Annotated in this window: 16 protein-coding genes; 4 read left to right on the top strand and 12 right to left on the bottom strand. The window is 39.6% G+C overall.

Annotated elements, in window-relative coordinates:
- Positions 1–103: 103 nt before the first annotated feature.
- A complete protein-coding gene (locus ACIQXV_RS15815) occupies positions 104–1759 on the top strand; it encodes an FAD-binding dehydrogenase (protein ID WP_402960171.1) in 1656 nt (551 codons plus the stop codon).
- A 316-nt stretch (positions 1760–2075) separates the two neighbouring features.
- Here ACIQXV_RS15815 and ACIQXV_RS15810 read toward each other — a convergent pair whose 3' ends face one another.
- The 6 genes from ACIQXV_RS15810 to ACIQXV_RS15785 all read right to left on the bottom strand — a co-directional run bounded on the left by ACIQXV_RS15810 (position 2076) and on the right by ACIQXV_RS15785 (position 11165).
- Positions 2076–5213 (bottom strand): AAA family ATPase, encoded by a 3138-nt coding sequence (locus ACIQXV_RS15810; RefSeq protein WP_402960170.1) that lies wholly within the window; start codon positions 5211–5213, stop codon positions 2076–2078.
- Positions 5210–6355 carry an exonuclease SbcCD subunit D gene (locus tag ACIQXV_RS15805; RefSeq protein ID WP_402960169.1) on the bottom strand — a complete coding sequence of 382 codons (1146 nt, stop codon included), beginning with the start codon at positions 6353–6355 and terminating at the stop codon, positions 5210–5212. Before ACIQXV_RS15805 ends, ACIQXV_RS15810 begins: the two co-directional genes overlap by 4 nt.
- A gap of 171 nt (positions 6356–6526) precedes the next feature.
- A complete protein-coding gene (locus ACIQXV_RS15800; protein ID WP_007083969.1) occupies positions 6527–6727 on the bottom strand; it encodes a cold-shock protein in 201 nt (66 codons plus the stop codon).
- A 342-nt stretch (positions 6728–7069) separates the two neighbouring features.
- Complete coding sequence (locus tag ACIQXV_RS15795; RefSeq protein ID WP_402960168.1) at positions 7070–8881, bottom strand: TIGR04190 family B12-binding domain/radical SAM domain protein; 1812 nt, start codon at positions 8879–8881, stop codon at positions 7070–7072.
- A 161-nt stretch (positions 8882–9042) separates the two neighbouring features.
- A complete protein-coding gene (locus ACIQXV_RS15790) occupies positions 9043–9396 on the bottom strand; it encodes an ArsR/SmtB family transcription factor (RefSeq protein WP_402960167.1) in 354 nt (117 codons plus the stop codon).
- A gap of 20 nt (positions 9397–9416) precedes the next feature.
- Positions 9417–11165, bottom strand: a complete 1749-nt coding sequence (locus tag ACIQXV_RS15785) for a SulP family inorganic anion transporter (RefSeq protein WP_402960166.1) — start codon at positions 11163–11165, stop codon at positions 9417–9419.
- Between the two features lie 334 nt (positions 11166–11499).
- Here ACIQXV_RS15785 and ACIQXV_RS15780 point away from each other — a divergent pair, with 334 nt between their 5' ends.
- Positions 11500–12288 carry a TIGR00266 family protein gene (locus ACIQXV_RS15780; RefSeq protein WP_402960165.1) on the top strand — a complete coding sequence of 263 codons (789 nt, stop codon included), beginning with the start codon at positions 11500–11502 and terminating at the stop codon, positions 12286–12288.
- 142 nt (positions 12289–12430) lie between these two features.
- On the top strand, positions 12431–12940 hold the full coding sequence (locus ACIQXV_RS15775; RefSeq protein WP_402960164.1) for a YheC/YheD family protein: 510 nt from the start codon (positions 12431–12433) through the stop codon (positions 12938–12940).
- Between the two features lie 105 nt (positions 12941–13045).
- Here ACIQXV_RS15775 and ACIQXV_RS15770 read toward each other — a convergent pair whose 3' ends face one another.
- The 3 genes from ACIQXV_RS15770 to ACIQXV_RS15760 all read right to left on the bottom strand — a co-directional run bounded on the left by ACIQXV_RS15770 (position 13046) and on the right by ACIQXV_RS15760 (position 15546).
- The gene (locus ACIQXV_RS15770; protein ID WP_402960163.1) at positions 13046–14509 is read right to left on the bottom strand and encodes a DUF4153 domain-containing protein; all 1464 of its coding nucleotides are present in this window, start codon (positions 14507–14509) and stop codon (positions 13046–13048) included.
- A gap of 70 nt (positions 14510–14579) precedes the next feature.
- Entirely contained in the window at positions 14580–15218 is a 639-nt protein-coding gene (locus ACIQXV_RS15765; RefSeq protein WP_402960162.1) for an HAAS signaling domain-containing protein, read from the bottom strand.
- Positions 15199–15546 (bottom strand): PadR family transcriptional regulator, encoded by a 348-nt coding sequence (locus tag ACIQXV_RS15760; RefSeq protein WP_402960161.1) that lies wholly within the window; start codon positions 15544–15546, stop codon positions 15199–15201. Before ACIQXV_RS15760 ends, ACIQXV_RS15765 begins: the two co-directional genes overlap by 20 nt.
- Before the next feature lie 291 nt (positions 15547–15837).
- Here ACIQXV_RS15760 and ACIQXV_RS15755 point away from each other — a divergent pair, with 291 nt between their 5' ends.
- On the top strand, positions 15838–17193 hold the full coding sequence (locus ACIQXV_RS15755; RefSeq protein WP_402960160.1) for an NlpC/P60 family protein: 1356 nt from the start codon (positions 15838–15840) through the stop codon (positions 17191–17193).
- Between the two features lie 77 nt (positions 17194–17270).
- Here ACIQXV_RS15755 and ACIQXV_RS15750 read toward each other — a convergent pair whose 3' ends face one another.
- From ACIQXV_RS15750 to ACIQXV_RS15740, 3 genes are all read right to left on the bottom strand, one after another.
- A complete protein-coding gene (locus tag ACIQXV_RS15750; RefSeq protein ID WP_402960159.1) occupies positions 17271–18659 on the bottom strand; it encodes a Mur ligase family protein in 1389 nt (462 codons plus the stop codon).
- 118 nt (positions 18660–18777) lie between these two features.
- Positions 18778–20058 (bottom strand): YheC/YheD family protein, encoded by a 1281-nt coding sequence (locus ACIQXV_RS15745; protein ID WP_402960158.1) that lies wholly within the window; start codon positions 20056–20058, stop codon positions 18778–18780.
- Between the two features lie 128 nt (positions 20059–20186).
- The gene (locus ACIQXV_RS15740) at positions 20187–20525 is read right to left on the bottom strand and encodes a hypothetical protein (protein ID WP_402960157.1); all 339 of its coding nucleotides are present in this window, start codon (positions 20523–20525) and stop codon (positions 20187–20189) included.
- Positions 20526–20756: the final 231 nt, after the last annotated feature.

Raw genomic sequence — 20756 nt, 5'->3', positions numbered from 1 at the left:
CTAATACTTAACAATAAGACAATCGATTATTGTTAATAAGTCATGGTATAATTGAAAATATTCATTTTTCTGAAAATATTTTTTTTGAAATGGAGGAAGAAGTTTGAACTATGATGTGATTGTGGTTGGTGCTGGACTAGCCGGTTTAGTGGCAACGGCTGAACTTGCAGATGCAGGTAAGAAAGTGCTCCTATTAGATCAGGAACCGGAAGCGTCTCTTGGCGGACAGGCATGGTGGTCATTTGGCGGATTATTTCTGGTCGATTCACCCGAACAGCGAAGGATGGGCATCAAAGATTCCCACGAACTTGCCTGGCAGGACTGGTTAGGAGCAGCTGGTTTTGACCGTGAAGAGGACGAGGATTACTGGGGGAAAAAATGGGCAGAGGCCTATGTTGAATTCGCATCTGGTGAAAAGCGTAAATGGCTATATGATATGGGGGTTCGTTTTTTTCCAGTGGTAGGCTGGGCTGAACGTGGTGGCTATCTTGCCGAAGGGCATGGGAATTCGGTTCCACGCTTTCATATCGTTTGGGGAACTGGCCCCGGACTTGTTAAACCCTTCGAGGATAGAGTCCGAAAAGCGATAGCAAATGGTCTTGTTGACTATCGACCGCGGCACCAAGTGAATGAGTTATTAACGGAAAAAGGTGCAATCATTGGAGCCCTTGGCGATATCCTTATTCCAAGCACAGCTGTTCGCGGAGAAGCGAGTTCCCGGGAAGTAGTTGGAGATTTTGAATTTCATGCACAAGCTGTGATGGTGACGAGTGGCGGGATCGGCGGCAACCACGAACTGATTAGGAAAAATTGGCCGGCACGACTTGGTGAGGCGCCCAAAAATATGATTTCGGGTGTTCCGGAACATGTTGACGGACGAATGCTGGGAATTACAGAGAAGGCTGGCGGCCGCATCGTCAATCGAGACCGGATGTGGCATTATACAGAAGGCATTAAAAACTGGGACCCGGTTTGGCCCATGCATGGAATCCGGATTCTTCCCGGACCATCCTCCTTATGGCTGGATGCAACGGGGAAGCGTTTTTCGGCACCAAACTTTCCAGGCTTCGACACCTTAGGAACCCTTGATGCGATTATGAAGACTGGTTATGATTATTCATGGTTCATTTTAACGCAGAAAATTATTGAAAAAGAATTTGCCTTATCAGGATCGGAACAAAATCCGGATTTGACTGGAAAGAGTATTAAGAAGGTATTAGCCCGTGTCCTTCCAGGCCCGACAGCACCGGTAAAAGCATTTATGGATAAAGGTGAGGATTTTGTCATCGCCAATACTTTGCCGGAACTCGTTGACGGAATGAATAAGCTCACTGGGGAAAACCTGCTTAGTTTTGAGGAAATTGAAAGACAGATTCTTGCTAGAGATAGAGAGATTGATAATAAATTTACGAAAGATCTGCAAATTACTGCAATGCGCGGTGCACGGAATTATTTAGGCGACAAACTGATAAGAGTAGCCCCGCCGCACAAGATTCTTGATCCGAAAATGGGGCCATTAATCGCTGTCCGCTTAAACATTGTCAGCCGAAAAACACTTGGCGGGCTGCAAACTGACTTGTCCGGCAGAGTCCTTGATTCATCCGGAAACCCTGTTCCCGGTTTATACGCCGCTGGTGAGGTTTCCGGGTTTGGCGGAGGTGGGATTCACGGTTACCGCTCACTAGAAGGAACATTCGTCGGCGGCTGCCTGTTTACAGGAAGGCAGGCCGGGCGTGCACTTGCGAAGGAATTAGGGTAATTCTCATTTATACTCTGTGGATGAAAATTAAATTTTTTTCTCTTGGTTTTTTCGCCGGAACGGGTTCCATTAGCCTTTATTGGTAAAAAACTTGAGCGTAATGCATCCAATAAGAGGTATTGGATTCATTTTCGGTAAAAACCTCGAGCGTATTGCATCCAATAAGGGGTATTGGATTCATTTCGATTGGAACACTTTCTCCTGTTTCCCCCGCAGAGCGGGTCCCAATAGCCTCGGTGGTTTTCGGTCGCAAAATACTATAAAAAAAAGCAGTGGATTTCATCCTCTCAATGAAATCCACTACTCACTATAGAATTTAATTCGTAAACATAAATTCCGTCCTGCTTCCGGTCTGGCCAGCAATAACCTCGAGGCGGACATCGATCCGCTCTTTTAGTTCCGGTACGTGTGAAATAATCCCGACCAAACGACCGCTGCTCTGGATATCCATTAACGCCTCAATTGCTTGGTCTAATGATTCAGGGTCAAGTGTCCCAAACCCTTCATCGATAAACATCGTCTCCAGCGACACACCGCCTGCATAATTTTGGACCACATCCGCCAACCCTAATGCAAGCGACAAGGATGCCTTAAAGCTCTCTCCACCCGATAACGTTTTAACATGACGTTCCTGGCCTGTGTATTGATCAAACACCAGTAATTCCAAACCACTTTGGGCATTCCCTTTTGAACGATCTGTTTTTCTTAACAATTCAAAACGTCCAGATGTCATTTTTCGCAATCGTCCGTTGGCTTCTCGCAAAATATCATCTAAGAAGGCAGCTAACACATACCGTTCAAAGGTAATTCGGAAATTGTTTTGACCCTTAGAAATTTCATAAAGATGACCAATGAGCTTGTACCTTTCTTCGAGCACCTTCATCTGTTCATTCAAACGTTCAACGCGGCTATATATTTCTTCATTATCCCGTTTTTTAACGAAAAGATCTGTCCGTTGATGGTTCAGTACTTCAATTTCACTAGTAAGTTTCTCAAGCTCATGCTTCAATCCTTCAACGTCGGGTGTTTTCACATCTATCAATCGGTCTGTTAGTTCTTTCAATCGGTCTGACACAGAGCGCAGCTCTTCTCGATAGCTCCGGATATCAGCCTCAAGAATTCGAACCTGCTCCTCAGATCGTTTAGAAGCAGCATACATCCCATAATTTTCAAAGCCCTGCTCAGACAGTTTAGTTACAAAGATGGTACGTTCTAATGCGAGCTCCTGTTGTTTGCCTTTATGATGCACATCCGCATCTTGTAATCTAGCTGTTTCATTTGAAAGCTTTTCTTTAACGTTCTGAAGGCGCTGTTGTGCCTCTTCTAGCTGTTTCATCAGCCTTTCATGGTGGTTTCTTGATGCAGCAAGTGTTCTTTCATATTCTGCCTCTGACCGAAGATTCTCAGGAATGATGTTCATCATCCGGGTAAGAGTTGTTTTCTTTTCGGTAAATTGAACTGTTAAATCGTTCACCTTAGCCGCTAGTTCCTGTATAGCATTTTGTAATTTTACCTTTTCAGATTCGCTTTTTTCTAATTCAACCAACACCTTCTCAAGCCTCTTAATCTGTTCTGAAAGCTTTCTTTGAAGTTGAACAAGTTGGCTCATGGATGTCAAAGTTTCATTTTTTACCATTGGTAAATCCGCTTCAATAAAATCGTCTCGATATGTCTTGATTTCTTGAATGATCTCACTGACTGCTTCTTTCTGTGCTCTTTCAGCAGATTGACATTGGTAAAATTTCGCTTCATCACTGGACTTTTCTTTTTCCCATTTTGCAGCTTGCTCCTTAGCAGCCTTCAGATCTTCTTCAGTTGGAATATGCTCTTCATGTTGGATTGCTGGTGAAGGATGATGCTCTGAGCCGCAGACAGGACAGGCTTCTCCTGATTGAAGTTTTGCCGCTAATATGGCTGCCTGTCCCTGCATCCATTTTTTCTCCAAATCTTCAACAAGGACTCTAGCATCCCTATATCTAGCAGTTGTATTTTCATAGCGTCCAGTTATTGCTTTAAATTTTTCTTCTTCCTTCTGATGCCTCATTCGTAAGTTTTCATATTTTTCAAAGCGCTCCAGCTCAGTCTTCAACTTTTCAAGTCTACTTTCATTTTCAAAGTAGGTTAACTTTCCCTTTTCAATTTCTTCTTTTTGCAGTTTAAGGAATGAGATTCTTTCATCCAATTGTTTAAGATTTTTTTCAAAATGAACCTGTTTTTCTTTCACAGAAGTTAGTTCAGCGTCCTTAATCGCAGTCTCTTTCTGCAATGTGGCAAATGAATAAACATCCTCTTTCATATTGCTTAAGCGATTCACTTCATCAAGGCCTGCCTGCCGCTCTCCTTCACGTTCAAGCTCGTTTTGCAGCTGTTGTTCATACTGTTTGACAAGTCCGCTTAATTTTTTCATTTCTACTTTTATGGCATTCACATTTGCTTGAAGCTGGTCAGCTTCAAGCTTCAAACGGTGACAAAGCTCTTCTTGTTTAGCCAGCAGGGCAGCTTTTTGGGCCCGTTGCACCTGCATTTCTTTTTCAGAAAATAGTTCCTCTTGAGAGACAAGATACGCTTTTTTCTCTATTAATTCCTCTTTAGTTTGTAGCTGTTTTAAAATCGCTTCAGCTTCAAAAAGCTGACCCTTAAGTTTATCTTGTTCTTGAACCTTTTCAGTTAATTTGCAGTTTAGTTGTTCAAGAAGCACACCTATGCCAGCAATTTCTGCTTGCAAAAGCGGCATAATTATCGTCTCATTGACACTTTCCGCTTCCACGTATTCACGGAGGTCTTCATTGGTCACCGCCTGAATACGACGAATCGCTTCATTACGAGCCTGAACCTGATCTTCTACAGATTTTTTCAGCTCAGTTGCCTCAAGCTTCAGCTTTTCTTCAACCATTTTATACAGCTGGGTATGAAAAAGCCGCTGAAGGATCACTTCCTTATCCTTGCTGTCAGACGTTAACAGCTTTCGGAATTCCCCCTGGGGAATCATTAAGATTTGACGGAACTGGTTCGCATCAATCAGCATGATTTCCTTAATTTTTTCCTCAACATCACTAATTTTCGAAGCTAATAGTTTTTTCTCGCCAGCTTCATCCCACATATATAACTCTGCTTTTGCCCCAAGCTGGGTATAGCCATCGCCTTTATCTTTCTTTTTCAGCTGCTGCGGTGATCTTGTAATCGAATAAACTTTGTTTCGTAAGGAAAATTCAAGTGAAACTTCTGTTAACAGCTCATCTATTGCAAATTGACTTCGGAGTTCAGGGCCATTGCGATCCTCCCCGCTTGCTTTTCCGTATATCGCATAACTGATCGCATCGAAAATGGTCGTCTTTCCGGCGCCTGTTTTTCCGGAAATCACAAACATCGTTCTGCTGCCAAGCTCGGTAAAATCAATCTCCTCCCTGCCGGCATAAGGGCCAAACGCCTGCATCATTAGTTTTAAAGGTTTCATCGTGCGTTCCCCTCCCTCAGCACTTTGTCAATAATATCAGCCATTACTTCTTTTTTATCACTCGTAAATTCAGAAGTGGTCATTTCTGAGTAAAATTGTTCAAACAACTCGATCTCCGACTTTTTCTCACTTCGAAGGGCCTGAAAAGACTGTTTTTTCTTTAAATCCGTTATATCAATTTTCCGCTCCAGATGGAGGACGTTCGGGTACACCTGGCGTAATTTATTAATCGGATCAAGCAACGCCCCTTCATCCAATAAAGTAATTTTCAAATAATCATTTAGCCGTTCTTTTTCGTAAAAAGAGGGATCTAGCAGCTCCTCCAAATGTCCTTCCAGCTCGCGCATATCATGTTTTGGTGTAAGTGAGCGATATCGATGGGTAAAGTTCCCTTTTTCATCCATTTCAATAATCGAGATCGACTTTCTTTGTTTTGCTTCGGAAAAAGAATATTTTAAGAGAGAGCCTGAATATTTTACTTTGTAATGGTTGATGGCATCAGGACTGTGCAAGTGGCCAAGAGCCGTATAGGAGAAAGGTTCGAAAAGCTCCGCACCGACACAGCCGGACCCCCCAACTGATAATACCCGTTCGGAATCTGATGTTTGACCGCCTAGTACAAAAGCATGTCCAACTAAAACGTTTGGTTCATTTGGATTGATGGTCTCTTCCATTTTTCCAATCAAGGCTTTCATTGCATCTTGATGGGAATGGATGGAGTCATCTTCAAGGAGCTGGCGGACGACCCCCGGCTCAGCGTAAGGGACGAGAAAGAAGTTTACTCCGCCAATTTGTACAGGCTTGAAGCTGGTGGATAATTTACCTGATAGATAAAATTGGCTGTGCTTGTACCACGAGCTGCCAAACGAGAGCCGCTCGGCACTATCATGATTTCCGGCGATTGCAACGACTGGCGTTTTCAACTCGACATTAATTTTAAAAAGGATATCATCAAGTAACTCAACGGCATCTGTCGGCGGCACCGAACGGTCATATAAGTCACCGGCAATAACCACCGCATCCGGCTTCTCTTCAGCGACAATGGCTATGAATTGCTCGAGAACTTCCCGTTGATTTTCTGTCATATAGACACCATGAACCAGCTTGCCTAAATGCCAGTCGGCTGTATGGATAAATTTCATCTGCATCACCCCAATAATTATTCTCGCGTTTTTCAATACTACTATTATATCAAAATATGATTTTCCATGACTTTGGAAATCTTAACAAATTGGGTATTTTATTCAATTAAAATTTACAACAAAAAACAGCCCGGCACATTGTCCGGACTGTTATAATTAGTGTTTTTAGAATTATTTCTTCGTTACGTTAGCAGCTTGTGGTCCACGAGCTCCTTCAACTACTTCGAAAGAAACTTCTTGACCTTCTTCTAAAGTTTTGAAACCTTCTGTTTGGATTGCAGAATAATGTACGAATACATCGTTTCCGTCTTCTGCTTCGATGAATCCGAAACCTTTTTCTGAGTTAAACCATTTTACTTTACCGTTTTTCATGTGAAAAAATCCTCCTATTGGCTTATACACGTAAGCCATGTGTAAATTCACCAAATTACAACGTGATAGCTTTACCTTCATTTTCTTATCCAAACCTTGGTTAAAACTTTGAACAAGCTGATTCTATAAATCTATTCTCGTGCAACGGCTGTATAAAATTTAACATTTTTAAGCCAAAAAGTCAAGGTAGGAGACAACGACACAGACCTACAGAATTCTACATTCTTCCCTATAAACGAGGTGAAATTATTGAATATTTAGTCACCTAAAACAATCCACTCCAATGTCTTTGTCACATTTTGTAGGAAATTATTGAGGAATACAGCCGGCTGACTTATAACATTATTTTTCTATGTTTCTACTTTGTGAATTTGGGCTAAAAGCGATATGTCGGTCGATTTTTCCAATCCTGCATTTTACCCCTTTAATCATGTCTTTTACAAGTAATTCAAGGCCAATATAGGTTAGCGAAGGGAAGTCGGCAAACAGCTTTTTAACCTCCCATTTTAGTTCGTTTTTTCCGCAAATGCTATGCCGATTAATTTGATCCACTTCTTCCTTAATTTTCGCCATCGCAGTCTTTCCTTCATTGTCCGGTAAAAGCGCCAATTCGTCCAATCGTTTTAGGAATTCGACCGATTTTTCGATTTTAACTGCAACTTCATCATGAACATCCTTTGTTACGATGTTATTTTTGTATTTAAATTCATTTAATTTTAAAGCTGAGTCATAGGTGGCTCGAACGATGTCTTCCCTCGTCATTTTGTTCGTTTCATAGCTAAGCATATTTTTCCAGGAAGGCTGCTTCATTGCTGCACGGAAGTCTTCAAGCTTATGGCAGAACTTTTTATAGCCATATTTCTCAGGATTTTCAAAGGCTGGACTACCGGGATCGAGAAATGGTGAAAGCGGTGCAACAAAGTACGATATCCGCAAATCTTGGCCGCATTCCTTGTGAATATTTTCACAAAAAACGACATTTCGCATTGCGCTGTCATAATCTTGATTAGGTATTCCCGTCATAAAGAATAAATCAATTTTAGCACAGTTATGTTTTAAGGCATATTGCAGCATTTCGATCACCTTAGGATTTGTACAAGGCAGCTTTCCATTATATTTACGAATATCCTCATCGGCTGATTCAAGTGTTAACTCAATACTGTACTTTGGCATTGCCTTGTTCAGCCGCTTGAAAAATTCTTCATCAGCATAATTGAATAATTCAAAGACAATTTCATTCTTCAGGTCCATTTGTTCTAATCCCGTTAAGAATTCATCCACGTACTCTTTTCCACCCTGCCTAATATCATTTAACAGGAATATAGGCGCCCTGGTAAATCGTTGGATTAACGCAATATCCTCGAGCATCTTTCTAGGCGAGCGCATCACTAGCTTTTTCCGATTACAATTAAGATCGTAGGCATCTTTGGAACCCCCGCAGATTAAACAATTGTATGTGCAGCCTTTAGACGTCAGAATCGCGGAATTTGGATACTGCAGCCACCCCTTGTAAGGCAATGGGTCTAATAGATTAAAATACTTAAACACAGATCGGATGATGTAACGGTAGCCGGGTAAATTAAATTCATCGAGACTATCTGGTACATAAGTCATTTCATTAAAATGATAAGAATTATCCTTTTTCCAGGTAAGATTAGGTATTTCGAAAAAACTGTCCGTTTCCTTTTTCTCCAATTTATTCAGAAGCATAAGAATCAGCTTTTCGGTTGTATCCCCGCGCATTACGAAATCAATACAAGAGTATTCAATTAATTCCTTATGAAAATAAGTGCTTGATAGTCCGCCAAACATAACAGGTGTATCGGGATGGTACTTCTTAATAATCTTTGCAAGTTCAACACTGCCATGGGCATGTGGCAGCCAATGAAGATCAATTCCGAACGCCTTTGTCTTAATTTTTCTGATTTTCTTTTCTACGTCAAAATTAGGATTAAGCAGCATTCGATTGGCGATATTGATGATTTTCACTTTTAACCCAAACCGTTCTAAATAATCACCGATGCTTGTTAAACCAATTGGGTACATTTCAAACACAGGTGAAGAAGGAACCACATCACTAATCGGCCCAGTGAATAACATCTCTTTGCGGAAATCATAAACCGTAGGAGGATGCAGCAATACTAAGTCATACATATTCAATCACCTTCCTAATTTTTCTATATCTAGTATTACTACCTTTATAGTAATCTATTATTTTAGTGAAAAGCCGGATTAAATATGACAAAAAAACGATAATTACCAAAATATAACAATAATCTCTTTTCCACCTTTAATATAGAAAAAAACCGAAGAAATTAATTCTTCGGCATCACAGTATCTTCTTCATCCTCTTTAAATTTATCCAATATCGTAATCGTATCAACAAGGTGATTGTTAAAAATTTGTTTTGCCACGGCTAATAATTCGATAATCATCGGATCCTTCAATGTGTAGATAACCTTGTTACCTTCCTTTGTACCTGAAACAATATTTTTCGCACGGAGCACTTGAAGCTGCTGCGAAACAGCCGACCCTTCACTGCCTACCAGCGTTTGCATTTCATTAACACTTTTATCTCCCTCAGCCAGTAACTCTAAAATACGTATTCTTAAAGGATGTGCCAGTGCCTTAAAAAATTCTGCTTTAAATCTTTGCATTTCCAAATTCAAATCTTCATCTCCTTCTACTACTAGAAAGTAGCTGTAAGCTTCTTCCGGCTGCCTTCAACAGCTTCTTGAGCTGAGAGTTTTTTGCATTCCCTAAAGGCATAATGCTTACAGCCAAGACACTTATTTTTATTAATTTGAGACAATGCATATTGAATCGCCTCACCGGTGTGTTCATAGAAGTTTTCCTCACCAATAATTTCATATAAGCCTGTCTTTTTCAAAACATTTTCCGGCTGTGGATTTAAACCCGCTATCAATACTATACCATTTTTCGAAAAATGGTGAACAATCCGTGATAAATTCGCTTCACCGGTTGTATCGATAAATGGGACCCTTCCCATCCTTAGTAAAAGTATTTTTGGCCGATAATTAATCGTCTTCATGATTGTTTCTTCAAACGTAAGGGCTGCTCCAAAAAACAGTGGACCCTCCACATTAAAAATACTGATTTGCGGACAATCATGTGTATCTGAAACCATTCTAGTCTCAACCTTTTCATGTTTCGTAAGCGGGTTTGGCAATACCTTTTCTGTCACCATCACATCACTCATCCGCTTAGCAAACAGAATAGCAGACATGATCAGACCGACTTCGACCGCCATGGTCAAATTGACAAAAACTGTTAGTAAAAATGTTACGACAAGGACAAGGGAATCCGTTGATTTTGTTTTTAAAATATGGGCGAATACTTTTCTCTCACTCATGTTCCACGCCACAACCATAAGGATTGGGGCCATACTTGCTAATGGAATATAGGAAGCATAAGGCGCAAAAAACAGCAGGACAAGTAGTACTACTACCCCATGGATGATTCCGGAAAAAGGTGAAACAGCTCCATTTTTAATATTGGTTGCCGTTCGGGCAATGGCACCTGTTGCTGGAATTCCCCCAAATAGTGGTGTTATCATGTTGGCTATTCCCTGGCCAACCAGCTCTTTGTTGCTGTTATGTTTACTATTTGTCATACCATCTGCTACGACTGCCGAAAGCAGGGATTCTATGCCGCCTAGCATGGCGATAATGAACGCAGGCTTTATTAGTTTCATCATGATCTCCATATTCATATTCGGAATATGGATTTGCGGCAATGTGCTAGGGATTTCACCGTAAGCAGTTCCGATTGTTGCCACATGACCAGGGAAAAATAATTTTGCCACAAAGGTGGATACGATTAAGCCAATAAGCGGCCCTGGAACCTTTGGAACAATCTTTGGTGTTAGGATTACGGTTCCTAAACAAATCGCTGCCGTTACTACACTAAAAATGCTGGTTGTATTAAGGTGGAACACAATCTCTTGAATGTTTCTACTAAATTCCTCATGCTTTTTTATCCCCTCTAAACCTAGGAAACTAGCTATCTGCCCTGAAAAAATCGTGACGGCTATCCCGGTTGTGAATCCAATTGTGACTGGTCTCGGAATAAACTTAATTAATGATCCCAGTTTAAAAATCCCCATAAACAGGAGAATAACCCCAGCCATAAATCCGGCAATGAGTAAATTGTCATAACCGTATGTCATGACAATCCCGAACAAAATCGGGATGAATGCTCCCGTCGGCCCGCCAATTTGATATTTCGAGCCGCCAAATAAGGAGATGAGAATCCCGGCAACAATGGTCGTATAGATTCCATATTCTGGCTTCACCCCTGAAGCAATGGCAAATGCCATGCCTAGTGGAATCGCGATGACCCCAACAATCACGCCTGAAAGGAGGTCCTTTGGCAAGCTACTTAAGGAATAATGATGGAACCTTTTATCAGTAAACATAGTCACCCTTCTTATCTTATTATTTTTGTATATCTGATTATTTGAATATATGATAATAAGTGATTTTAATCAAGTGTTTTATTCAAAAATAATTCACTTGTATTTTGCATGATCCTCATGTTACAATAGTCTAGCGATGAGCTGAGTTGTGTAAGTCGAGAAACATTCCTTTATGGAACGCACTATGTGGAGTGTGGTTTTTCGCCTCAATACGCAAAGGACGTCTGATTATTCAGACGTCCTTTTATTTTATTAAATTACAATTAGCACTTTTTTCCTAAGTTTTTTATAATGAATGTAGGTGATACATTTTTATAAAAGTGGAGGGATTACAGTGAATAACCACGAAATCGATTTCAAGATTTATGGCGATGATATGCAGTTTGTTGAGGTGGAGCTTGATCCACAAGAGACAGTTGTTGCCGAAGCTGGAAGCTTTATGATGATGGAAGATGACATACATATGGAGACCATCTTTGGTGACGGGTCTGGTGATGGCGGCAATTTGATGGGCAAATTGTTCAGTGCCGGTAAACGGGTTATTACCGGTGAAAGCTTATTTATGACGACCTTTACAAATACCGGGATGGGCAAGAAACACGTTTCGTTTGCCTCACCATACCCAGGGAAAATCATTCCGATGGATTTAAGTGAACTTGGCGGAAAAATTATCTGTCAAAAGGATGCCTTCCTTGCTGCCGCGAAAGGTGTCCAGGTTGGCATTGAGTTCCAACGAAAAATGGGGGTTGGCTTCTTCGGTGGTGAAGGTTTTATCATGCAAAAGCTTGAAGGTGATGGAATGTGTTTTGTTCACGCTGGCGGAACGATTACCAGGAAAGAACTTCTTCCGGGCCAGACCTTACGCGTGGATACCGGATGTTTAGTAGCAATGACTAGTAATGTTCAATATAATATTGAATTCGTAAAAGGGATTAAAACCGCCATGTTCGGCGGCGAAGGGTTATTCTTTGCCACTTTAAAAGGGCCAGGTTCCGTTTGGATCCAGTCGTTGCCGTTCAGCAGGCTTGCGAGCCGTGTATTTGCTGCTGCTCCTTCCCGCGGAGGGTCAAAAGATGAAGGCAGTTTAGCCAAAGGAATTTTTGATATGTTTAGTGGAGACTAATGTTACAGGGCAGGATCAAATTGATCCTGTTTTTTTATTGTCCCCTTTCTATTCCCTACACTACAATTTCACCTTAGCACACTTATTTTATTGTTGGAATAAAGTAAATTGGAAATCATTTGTCAATTGAGGTGAATTTAAGGTGAATCAAATAAATAAGTGGGAACAGGCTGTGAAATTAAAGCAAAATCCACTCACATCCAGTAATTTTCCTGAAACTGAAGTCTTTAGTGACGACACATTACAGGAAATTTTGAAACGTTCTTCCTTTGTTTATGTAAAACCGATCGGAGGTAAAGAAGGCAGAGGCGTAATTCGGATTAGTAAAAATAGTGATGGAACATACTCCATAAACGGGTTTACTAATACAGGATTAGAAATAGATGAAAATTTTATCAGTTTAGAAAATGTTATGACCTTTCTTCACTCTAATTATATCCAAAAATCACTCCAAAGTTATATTATTCAACAAGGTGTATCCAGTTTCACACCAGATGGACAAGCATTGGGTGTCCGAGTTCACATTCAATATGTGCAGGATAAATGGGTTTTAGGAGGAATGCTTGGTAAGCTGGGTAATCGAGATGATGGCATCGTCAATCGGAATCGAGGATCAATCAATCGTGAATCAAATAAAGAAAAATCGTTTTAACCGAAAAGGAATCACGAAAAGGAATCCTGACTAACAGAAAGTGGGTAAAAGTTGATGAACAAAACTCCATACCCAATTTGTATGGAGTTTTGTTGATGGCCGCCATTACTGTAATGGTAACTTTTTCAGTTTATCAGCAACCTGCTCTCTTTTTATGTTATATGACTGCCATGGAAGGTTCTCAATATTTGCTTGCTTTTGCCTCTCAAGTAAAATGGTTTGTAAGTCCGGAACAGTCTTATCTTTTTCATAAAGGTCTATCAATCCAAGGACACCGGTTGGAGACAAACTGTTTAGGTAGTGGACATCAATTTTCCCAGTGTGCTCAAAGCGGTTCATATTTTCCTTCACGACTATCTTATCCAAATCGACGACAGTTATGGCGGTGTAGTAAATTAATGATGTGATAAAATAAAAATGGAATAACGACAGTTTTTCAACCCAAATTTTCACCAATGTATAGATAAATATGACGACAAGGAAAATCATAAATGAATGCACCAGCACCCTCGTAAAGGTAAATCCATATGCGTCCTCATACAGACTTAATCGCATAAATGCAGAACTAAGCATTACTGCACTTGATAGGACGAGAATAGTAAGCATAAGCTGCGTCAAGCGTTTGATACCATTTTTCCCACGGTCACCGAAAGTTACCACAACGATTGTAATCGACAAATTGATCATCGTGACAAACAAGAGTTCAAAAAATCCTTTCCTTGCATAATCTGCGTACGTCAAATCACCTTGTAGGGTTCCGCTAAAGAAATACTTGAATTGTACCAATGTAAATAAGACATAGACGATATTAATTAAGATCAGCACTGTAATGGAAATAATCGCGTCAAGCTTTGGGAGCTGTTGTAAATTCGCCTCCTGCATCATAACTTTAATTTGTTTTTGAAACAAAACCTGCATCAGACAAAAGAAAGCGGCTGTAGAGATAAGTATGATGAAGAATCGTATGAAACTTTCAGCGTCAACCACTCGAAACCAATTCGGAAAGCCCCCTACCATCCGTTCAAACTGAGAATCAGCTGTCATTAAAAGCCTTAAGACAACGGCCAATACAGGAATGGAGATGACTACCCCAATTAAAACTTTTTTCCAGACGAGTAATTTATCATCGTCTACACCTCGTTTCATACCTTTACCTAAATAGGCAGCAAACACGGCATTATACTTCAGTGCGTCTAACAGCCTTGAAAATAAGTAGGAAACAAATGCAGGTTGACTCCATTGAAAACTTTTTGGGCTCGTAACTAATACAAGGTGAAAAATCACCAATCCGGGGATCACTATAATATTTAGCGCGTAGAACAGCATATTATTATTTAAAAAATAACTTACCGAAAGGAGCCAAATACAACAAAGGACAAGGTATCCAAAGCGTTGATGTGAAAAGGCATAGCGATGGTATCGCCAATAAAATACTGCATAAAATGCGATGATAAATACTATATAGGAGATCCCTATTTGCCCGCGGAAAAATGATTCTTCCGCTAATATTCCGAGCAGCAGACATAAAAATAAGAAGATCCAATCCATTTTGCCAATTTTCGTTTCCATCTTTCATCCCTCTTTTAAGTAGATTTTCTATATATATAGTTTTACTAGGTATATTTGCAAAAAAAACTGCTCATATCGAAGCCTTCCGCCCCCAGCGGTAGCCAATCCAGCTAATTGGGTAAAGGAAAATAGTAAATATGATACAAGCAATAATAAACGTTTTTGTCAGTAATGGAGCGAACCACGAATGTGGTATTATGTGAAAAACGGTTAAAAACATTAAGATTAAATTGGGAATGAGCGAAAGCAGGAACGTCTTTCTGAGCAGCCTTCGCCCCCCATGTCCAAACCCTCTGCCGATTTCGTATCCAAGTAGTGCCCAAAAAAACATATACAAAAAGGCAATTAAGGTTGGGATTGCCGTTAAATAACTCCAAATAGAGGCAATCCATTCCCATTGAAAAAGATTATGTGCAAGTGTTAATAAACTTCCTCCGCCAAAAAAAAGGATATTCAAGAGAATAAACAGCCATTTCATGTTACTAGGTGTAACGGAAAGTTCTTCTCTCCACAATTCCGTTATCTCTTCCGGACTGCCAAGCCTTGATACAATCCGTGTCATCACTTCATCCTCGTTAAAACAATCATAGGATTCGCTTAGAATTTCATCAATATGCGCTTCGTATTCAAGGAGAATTTCCTCTTTATCCTGATGATTTCCAAGTCCCTTTGCCAGTTCCTCGAGAAACCTATTCTTCTGCCGTTCCATGCTTCGATCTCCCAATCACCTTGTTCATTACCTTAACGAAGTCCTGCCATTCACGAGTTTTTTCATCTAACAATTCATTTCCGGCATTTGTAATCCGGTAATACTTGCGTGCAGGGCCCTTTTCCTGCTCCTGCCAATAACATTCGATGTACTCTTGCTTTTCAAGCTTATGAAGCGCCGGGTACAAGGTTCCCTCTTTCACGCTCAAACCATTATCACTGCGATGTTCAAGCTCTTTTACTAATTCATAACCATACATATCCCGCTCGTTTAATAATTGAAGTAGGATTAACGATGTGCTGCCTTTAACCAATTCGCGATTAAACATTTTTTCACCTACCTAGAATTTTTAGGTACATAGAAATTCTACATTTCTTTTATGACTTTGTAAAGCGGAAATAGCATTTTTTTAAAACCTTAATGCCTCCGCCTATCGGTATCTGGAATGGAGCGCCTCGATCCCTTGTAACCAAACTGTAAAGTTATCCGTAAAACCCTTTAGGAACAAGGCTTTTGGTCATGTAACAAATTAGCCCGGAATATTTTCCCACAAAAACCAATCGCTTTAATATGTTAAGCTCAGTTGTGAGAATAAGTAAACTACTTTAGGAGGTAACCTATGAAAAAACGTTTGGTTACAACAACACTAGCAATCTCAATTGGATTAGGTACTTTTTTTGCAGGCCCTATCGCTATGAATCCAATAAAGGTCTCAGCAGCAACGGTTAATCCTCAAAATAACCAATTAGCCGTTGAAGCAAAGGCAGATCAATTAATTCAAACTGGTAAGAGTTTAATAGGCAAGGCTACTTATAGTAATTCCGTGTACAAGCCAACATACCCTTACAAATTTTCATGTGCTTCTTTCCTTATGTATATCTTTGAAAAAAACGGCGTGGATCTTGCTACGTACAATGAAGATTATATGATGCAACAAGGTACCTATGTTGCAAGAGATCAATTACAAAAGGGTGATTTACTTTTCTTTAGAAGTAAAACAACAGGCACGGATCCCGATCATGTAGCAATGTATATTGGCGACAATAAAGTGATTCATATGGCAGACCCTCAACAAAATATTGTCATTTCAGATTTAGACAGCAAGCCATATTATAAAGATAATTACGTAACTGCCCGAAGAGTATTACCAACCTTGCTCCCTTCTAACCCAGCAACAAAAGGGGATAAAATTGTTGAGCAATCCTATAATTTAATGAATAAAGTAACTATGGGCAGTGTTAATGATGAAAACGCGATGAAGTTTACAGGTACAGGCTTTGTTAACTATGTTTATAAAACAAATGGCGTTAATCTAGGAACAACGAATATAAAAGAACAAATGAAACTCGGCACAACCGTTTCACGCGAAAACTTAAAGAAAGGTGATTTAATATTCTTTAATGGTGCAATAGGTTCATCCACACCCACTTCAGTAGCCATTTATGCGGGTGATCACAGAATTATTATTCCGAATTCAAACGGAATCCTGACGAGAGTTCTGTTTGTTGATTATTATGACAAGCATTATATTACAGCAAAACGTGTTTTTTCAGACAGTGCTGCACCAGTAGTGACACAACCAACAGCAAGTACCTTACCGGCAGATAAAATTGTCGATTTTGCTTCCAGTCTGATCGGGAAAGCAAAATTCGGATATTCTTACAATGAGAGTACCTTGACATTTACAGGTGCAGGTTTTACTTACTATGTCTATAAAAATCAAGGGATTGATTTAAAAAATAAACTAGCAAGCCAACAAGCGCAAATCGGAAAAACAGTCCAAAAAGCTGATTTGCAAAAGGGTGACCTTTTATTCTTCTCTACAGATAATAGTGGTTCGAAAATTACACAAACAGGAATTTATATGGGTGGAAATCAATTTCTCTCACTCTCTACTTCCGGCAGTGTTGTGAAAGAAAGCTTGGACTCTGTTTGGGCTAAGAACAACTATGCTGCGGCACGACGTGTTCTTTAATTATTTTATGTAATTGTGGTAAAAATAAAATGAAGCATTCGATGCGATGGTGCATCGAATGCTTCTTTATTCTTGGATTAACTATCCTTTTTTAAACTGTTCGCAAAGTCTATCATGGATCTGCTTGACATTGGCCCCTTAATAAGTAGAATGGCATTACTATCAAGTATAGGATCCAAGACCTCTTTAAGACCTTTGACATCTTTAAACATATGAATATTTGCCTTGCTTCCATCTTGACTTGCTTGTCTTGCTATTTCTTCAGCCTTATTTCCGATTGTAATTAGAGTGTGGATGTTTCTCTTTGCAACCAAAGTGCCAATTTCACGATGATACTTCTTTTCAAAATTTCCTAATCTATTAATATCACCTAACACCAGAATGACATTTTTGCCCTCGCCAATAGAATCAAGCACCTTTAATGCCGCTTCCACAGAAGTGGGATTATTTGTCCATGTATCATCTATAATCGTACTACCGCCGAACCCATTTGAAAACTCCAGATGCCTCTCCATATTTTTATAGGTTGCAAGACGAGAAATTCCTTCCTTTATGTCCATTCCCATCTCGTTCACAGCCGCTAGTGCAGCTAGTGCGTTAAATACTTGATGCTCGCCATAGCCCGGGATGAAACCTTCATACGCACGATTTGAAACATGTAGCAGAAATTCCATTCCATTATTCGCGAACTTAATGGTGGAAGCTCTGAAATCAGCCTTCTTATCGGTTCCAAAATAAATAATCTTTCCTTTAAATGAATGCAGCGGCACCTTTTTAGTATTTTCATCATCAGCATTTAAAATCAACGTACCGTCTTTTTTCACACCATCCACTATTTCAGCCTTAGCTTTTATATATCCTTCAAGATTTCCGCATCCATCTAAATGATGGACACCAATCGTGGTAATGATCCCAATTGTAGGTTGATAAATCAAACACTGATGTTTAATGTTACCTGAATTCCCCAGCCCATGTTCAAAAACCGCTGCATCTGTTTTTTCATCAATGCCCATTAGATACGGTAATGATCTTCGTGGTTCATTCTTACTGCTTTCGGAAGCTTGAACATTTTTATCCTTGCTTAATATATGTTTAATCATATCTTTCGTTGTTGTTTTTCCGCATGTTCCCGTTATTGTTACAACGGGGATTTGAAAAAGACCACGATAATACTCAATAAATTTCCAGTATGCCTGTACAAGGCTGTCAACTTTGATAACTGTCGTATTCGGGAGGGCCATATTCAGCTCCGAAGTAGGCTTATCCGAAATCACGAGAGATGGCCCCTTATTATTAATTGCAGTCCAATTAATCGTATCGTCTCTGCTAACAAACAAAAGGGTATATCGCTTTGTATGATCATGACGATTATAATAAATGGTCTCCGTTACCTTCCAACTTTCTGACCCTCTAACTAATTTACCTTGAAGTAACTGTCGAATGTCTTTCACTAGTAATGGTTGCATCCAAATCCTCCTTTCTTCTGAATATCATATGAAAACCCCATTCATAATGTATAGGTATTGAATAGGAATATGCTAATGCTTCATAGGCAGAGAACGCACTTAAGGACAGAAGGGGCATTTAATCTTTTTGGGCTTTCAATATATTCTTATAGATTGTTTTATCATCCATTCTATGAAACATAGAAAGGTCGGGTTTGTAATTTCCTTCAATCACCCAGATGAGTCCCTGACTGGTAAACCCAATATCAAATCCAATGAGATGAATCTCTGCATTGTTATTTTCAAGCTGCCTAGAGGCGGAGATACAGATCTTGTCGATTTTCAGTTCAAGCCTGTTGATATTTAGATGAGAGATGTTTAAGTCATTGATTGCATCCTTAAATGTTAGCAATTTTTGTGCTGCGTTTGTAATGATAAAATCCTTAGCGGCTACTTTAACAAGCTTACCCGTTACGATCCATTCTGAATTACATTTTTGCGTAATGACTCTTACGTCTAATGGGCAGTCGTCAATACTAGCTAATGGTAATTTCTGCTGAATAAGATAATCTTTCTTAGAAAGATAGTTTTCTTTCATATAACGATATATTTCTTCAAGACTTGATTTCGTCAGCTTCTTTCTTCCTGTATGCAATTCATACGTACCGGAGTCTTTTTTCATAATCTGTACAATACCGATTCCATGTTGACCGTTACAAGGCTTCATGATCACTTCGTTATATTTGTTAAGAAAATTCTTCAAAGTGACTTCCGTTAATAATTCTGTAACCGGGATATAGCGAGAAAGAGAAGCTATCGTAGTAAGCTCATGATATTGACTCCATTTACTGACAGGAAAATGGAGCACGGAATCTGCTATCCATATTCCCCTATTTATGAGTAAAATGTCAAATACAATTGTATTGCAATGAAGAAAGAATTCCCCGAGCTTTTGTGCAGATCGAATCACAACGGTTTTGATCATTTTATACAAATATAGATAAAAGAATTTCCCAAGCTTGTAATGGGATTTCCCTGTTACAGATTTTAAAGACCATTCATCTGATTCTACTGAACGGTGAACGGTGATGTAGCATTGAAAGGGACTACTAAGCAATCTTGGTTGGATAATATGATATTTCTGATTAATCTCATGACAGACTAGATGATGATAAAGATCTTCTTTCTCATCTACAGTAGTTACGTTATCATTTGACGTAATCTGAAAAGTACGATTTTTAAAAGCAACACAAACCTCCCCAGGACCAAATACAGGTTTAATAACAACTGCTGTATACTTGTCTAAAAACTTAAACAAGGTCGACTTTGAAAATAGTTCTGTTTCTATCAGATGCTTAGATAAACTTTCTACAGACTTTAATATACGATACTGGCCTATTCGGCCGCGGCTGGCCTTCAACGTTCACTACTCCTTAAAAGTGTTCTTAAGATATTCTATTCAGGTAGAGTATTTTTCTTGGATAGTTTGGTATTTAATAAAAATCCCCGGCTTTAACAGACGGGAGTTCCGAAGCGATTACAATTACATTACTGACAGCCTAGTGCAATAATAGAACCTTGAGGAACAGGTGCTGCACCATTTTGATCAAAGAAACCTGTGATCACAAAACTTTGTACGTTATCATTTGCAGCTGTAGCAACCTGGTCTCTAAACACAGCTTCAAAAGGAAATTGTACACCGTTCACTAATCCCGTACCATCAACAGTAACTACACAATTCTGCCCTTCCTGCTTACAGGTAACAGAAGTGATGGCATTTGCAGTAAAAGTGAAGTTGTTTGCACCTGGAGTTTCTGTGTCTACAAATGATAAGGATAGTGTAGACGTACCAAGAGTGGTGACACAAACATTAGCCAGGTAAGTCAAGTCACCTTTTACTGTTCCTGTCTGGCCTGTGAATTTTACATTATTATTTTCTGAGACAGCATTTACAAGCACGCCACAAGGTCAAATAACACCCATTAATATTCCCCCCTTTCTAGTAGAATACTTTACTATATTAATGGCACTAATATTGTGGCACAGTGGATTGTCCATATTAATAAAATTATTTATGGCAGGAAATGCAAGCTAGTACAAAAAGATTCTCCCCTTAAA

It is taken from the genome of Neobacillus sp. NPDC097160, from assembly GCF_044762155.1.
Taxonomy (GTDB): domain Bacteria; phylum Bacillota; class Bacilli; order Bacillales; family Cytobacillaceae; genus Neobacillus.
This window is presented reverse-complemented; position numbering and strand designations above follow the sequence as displayed.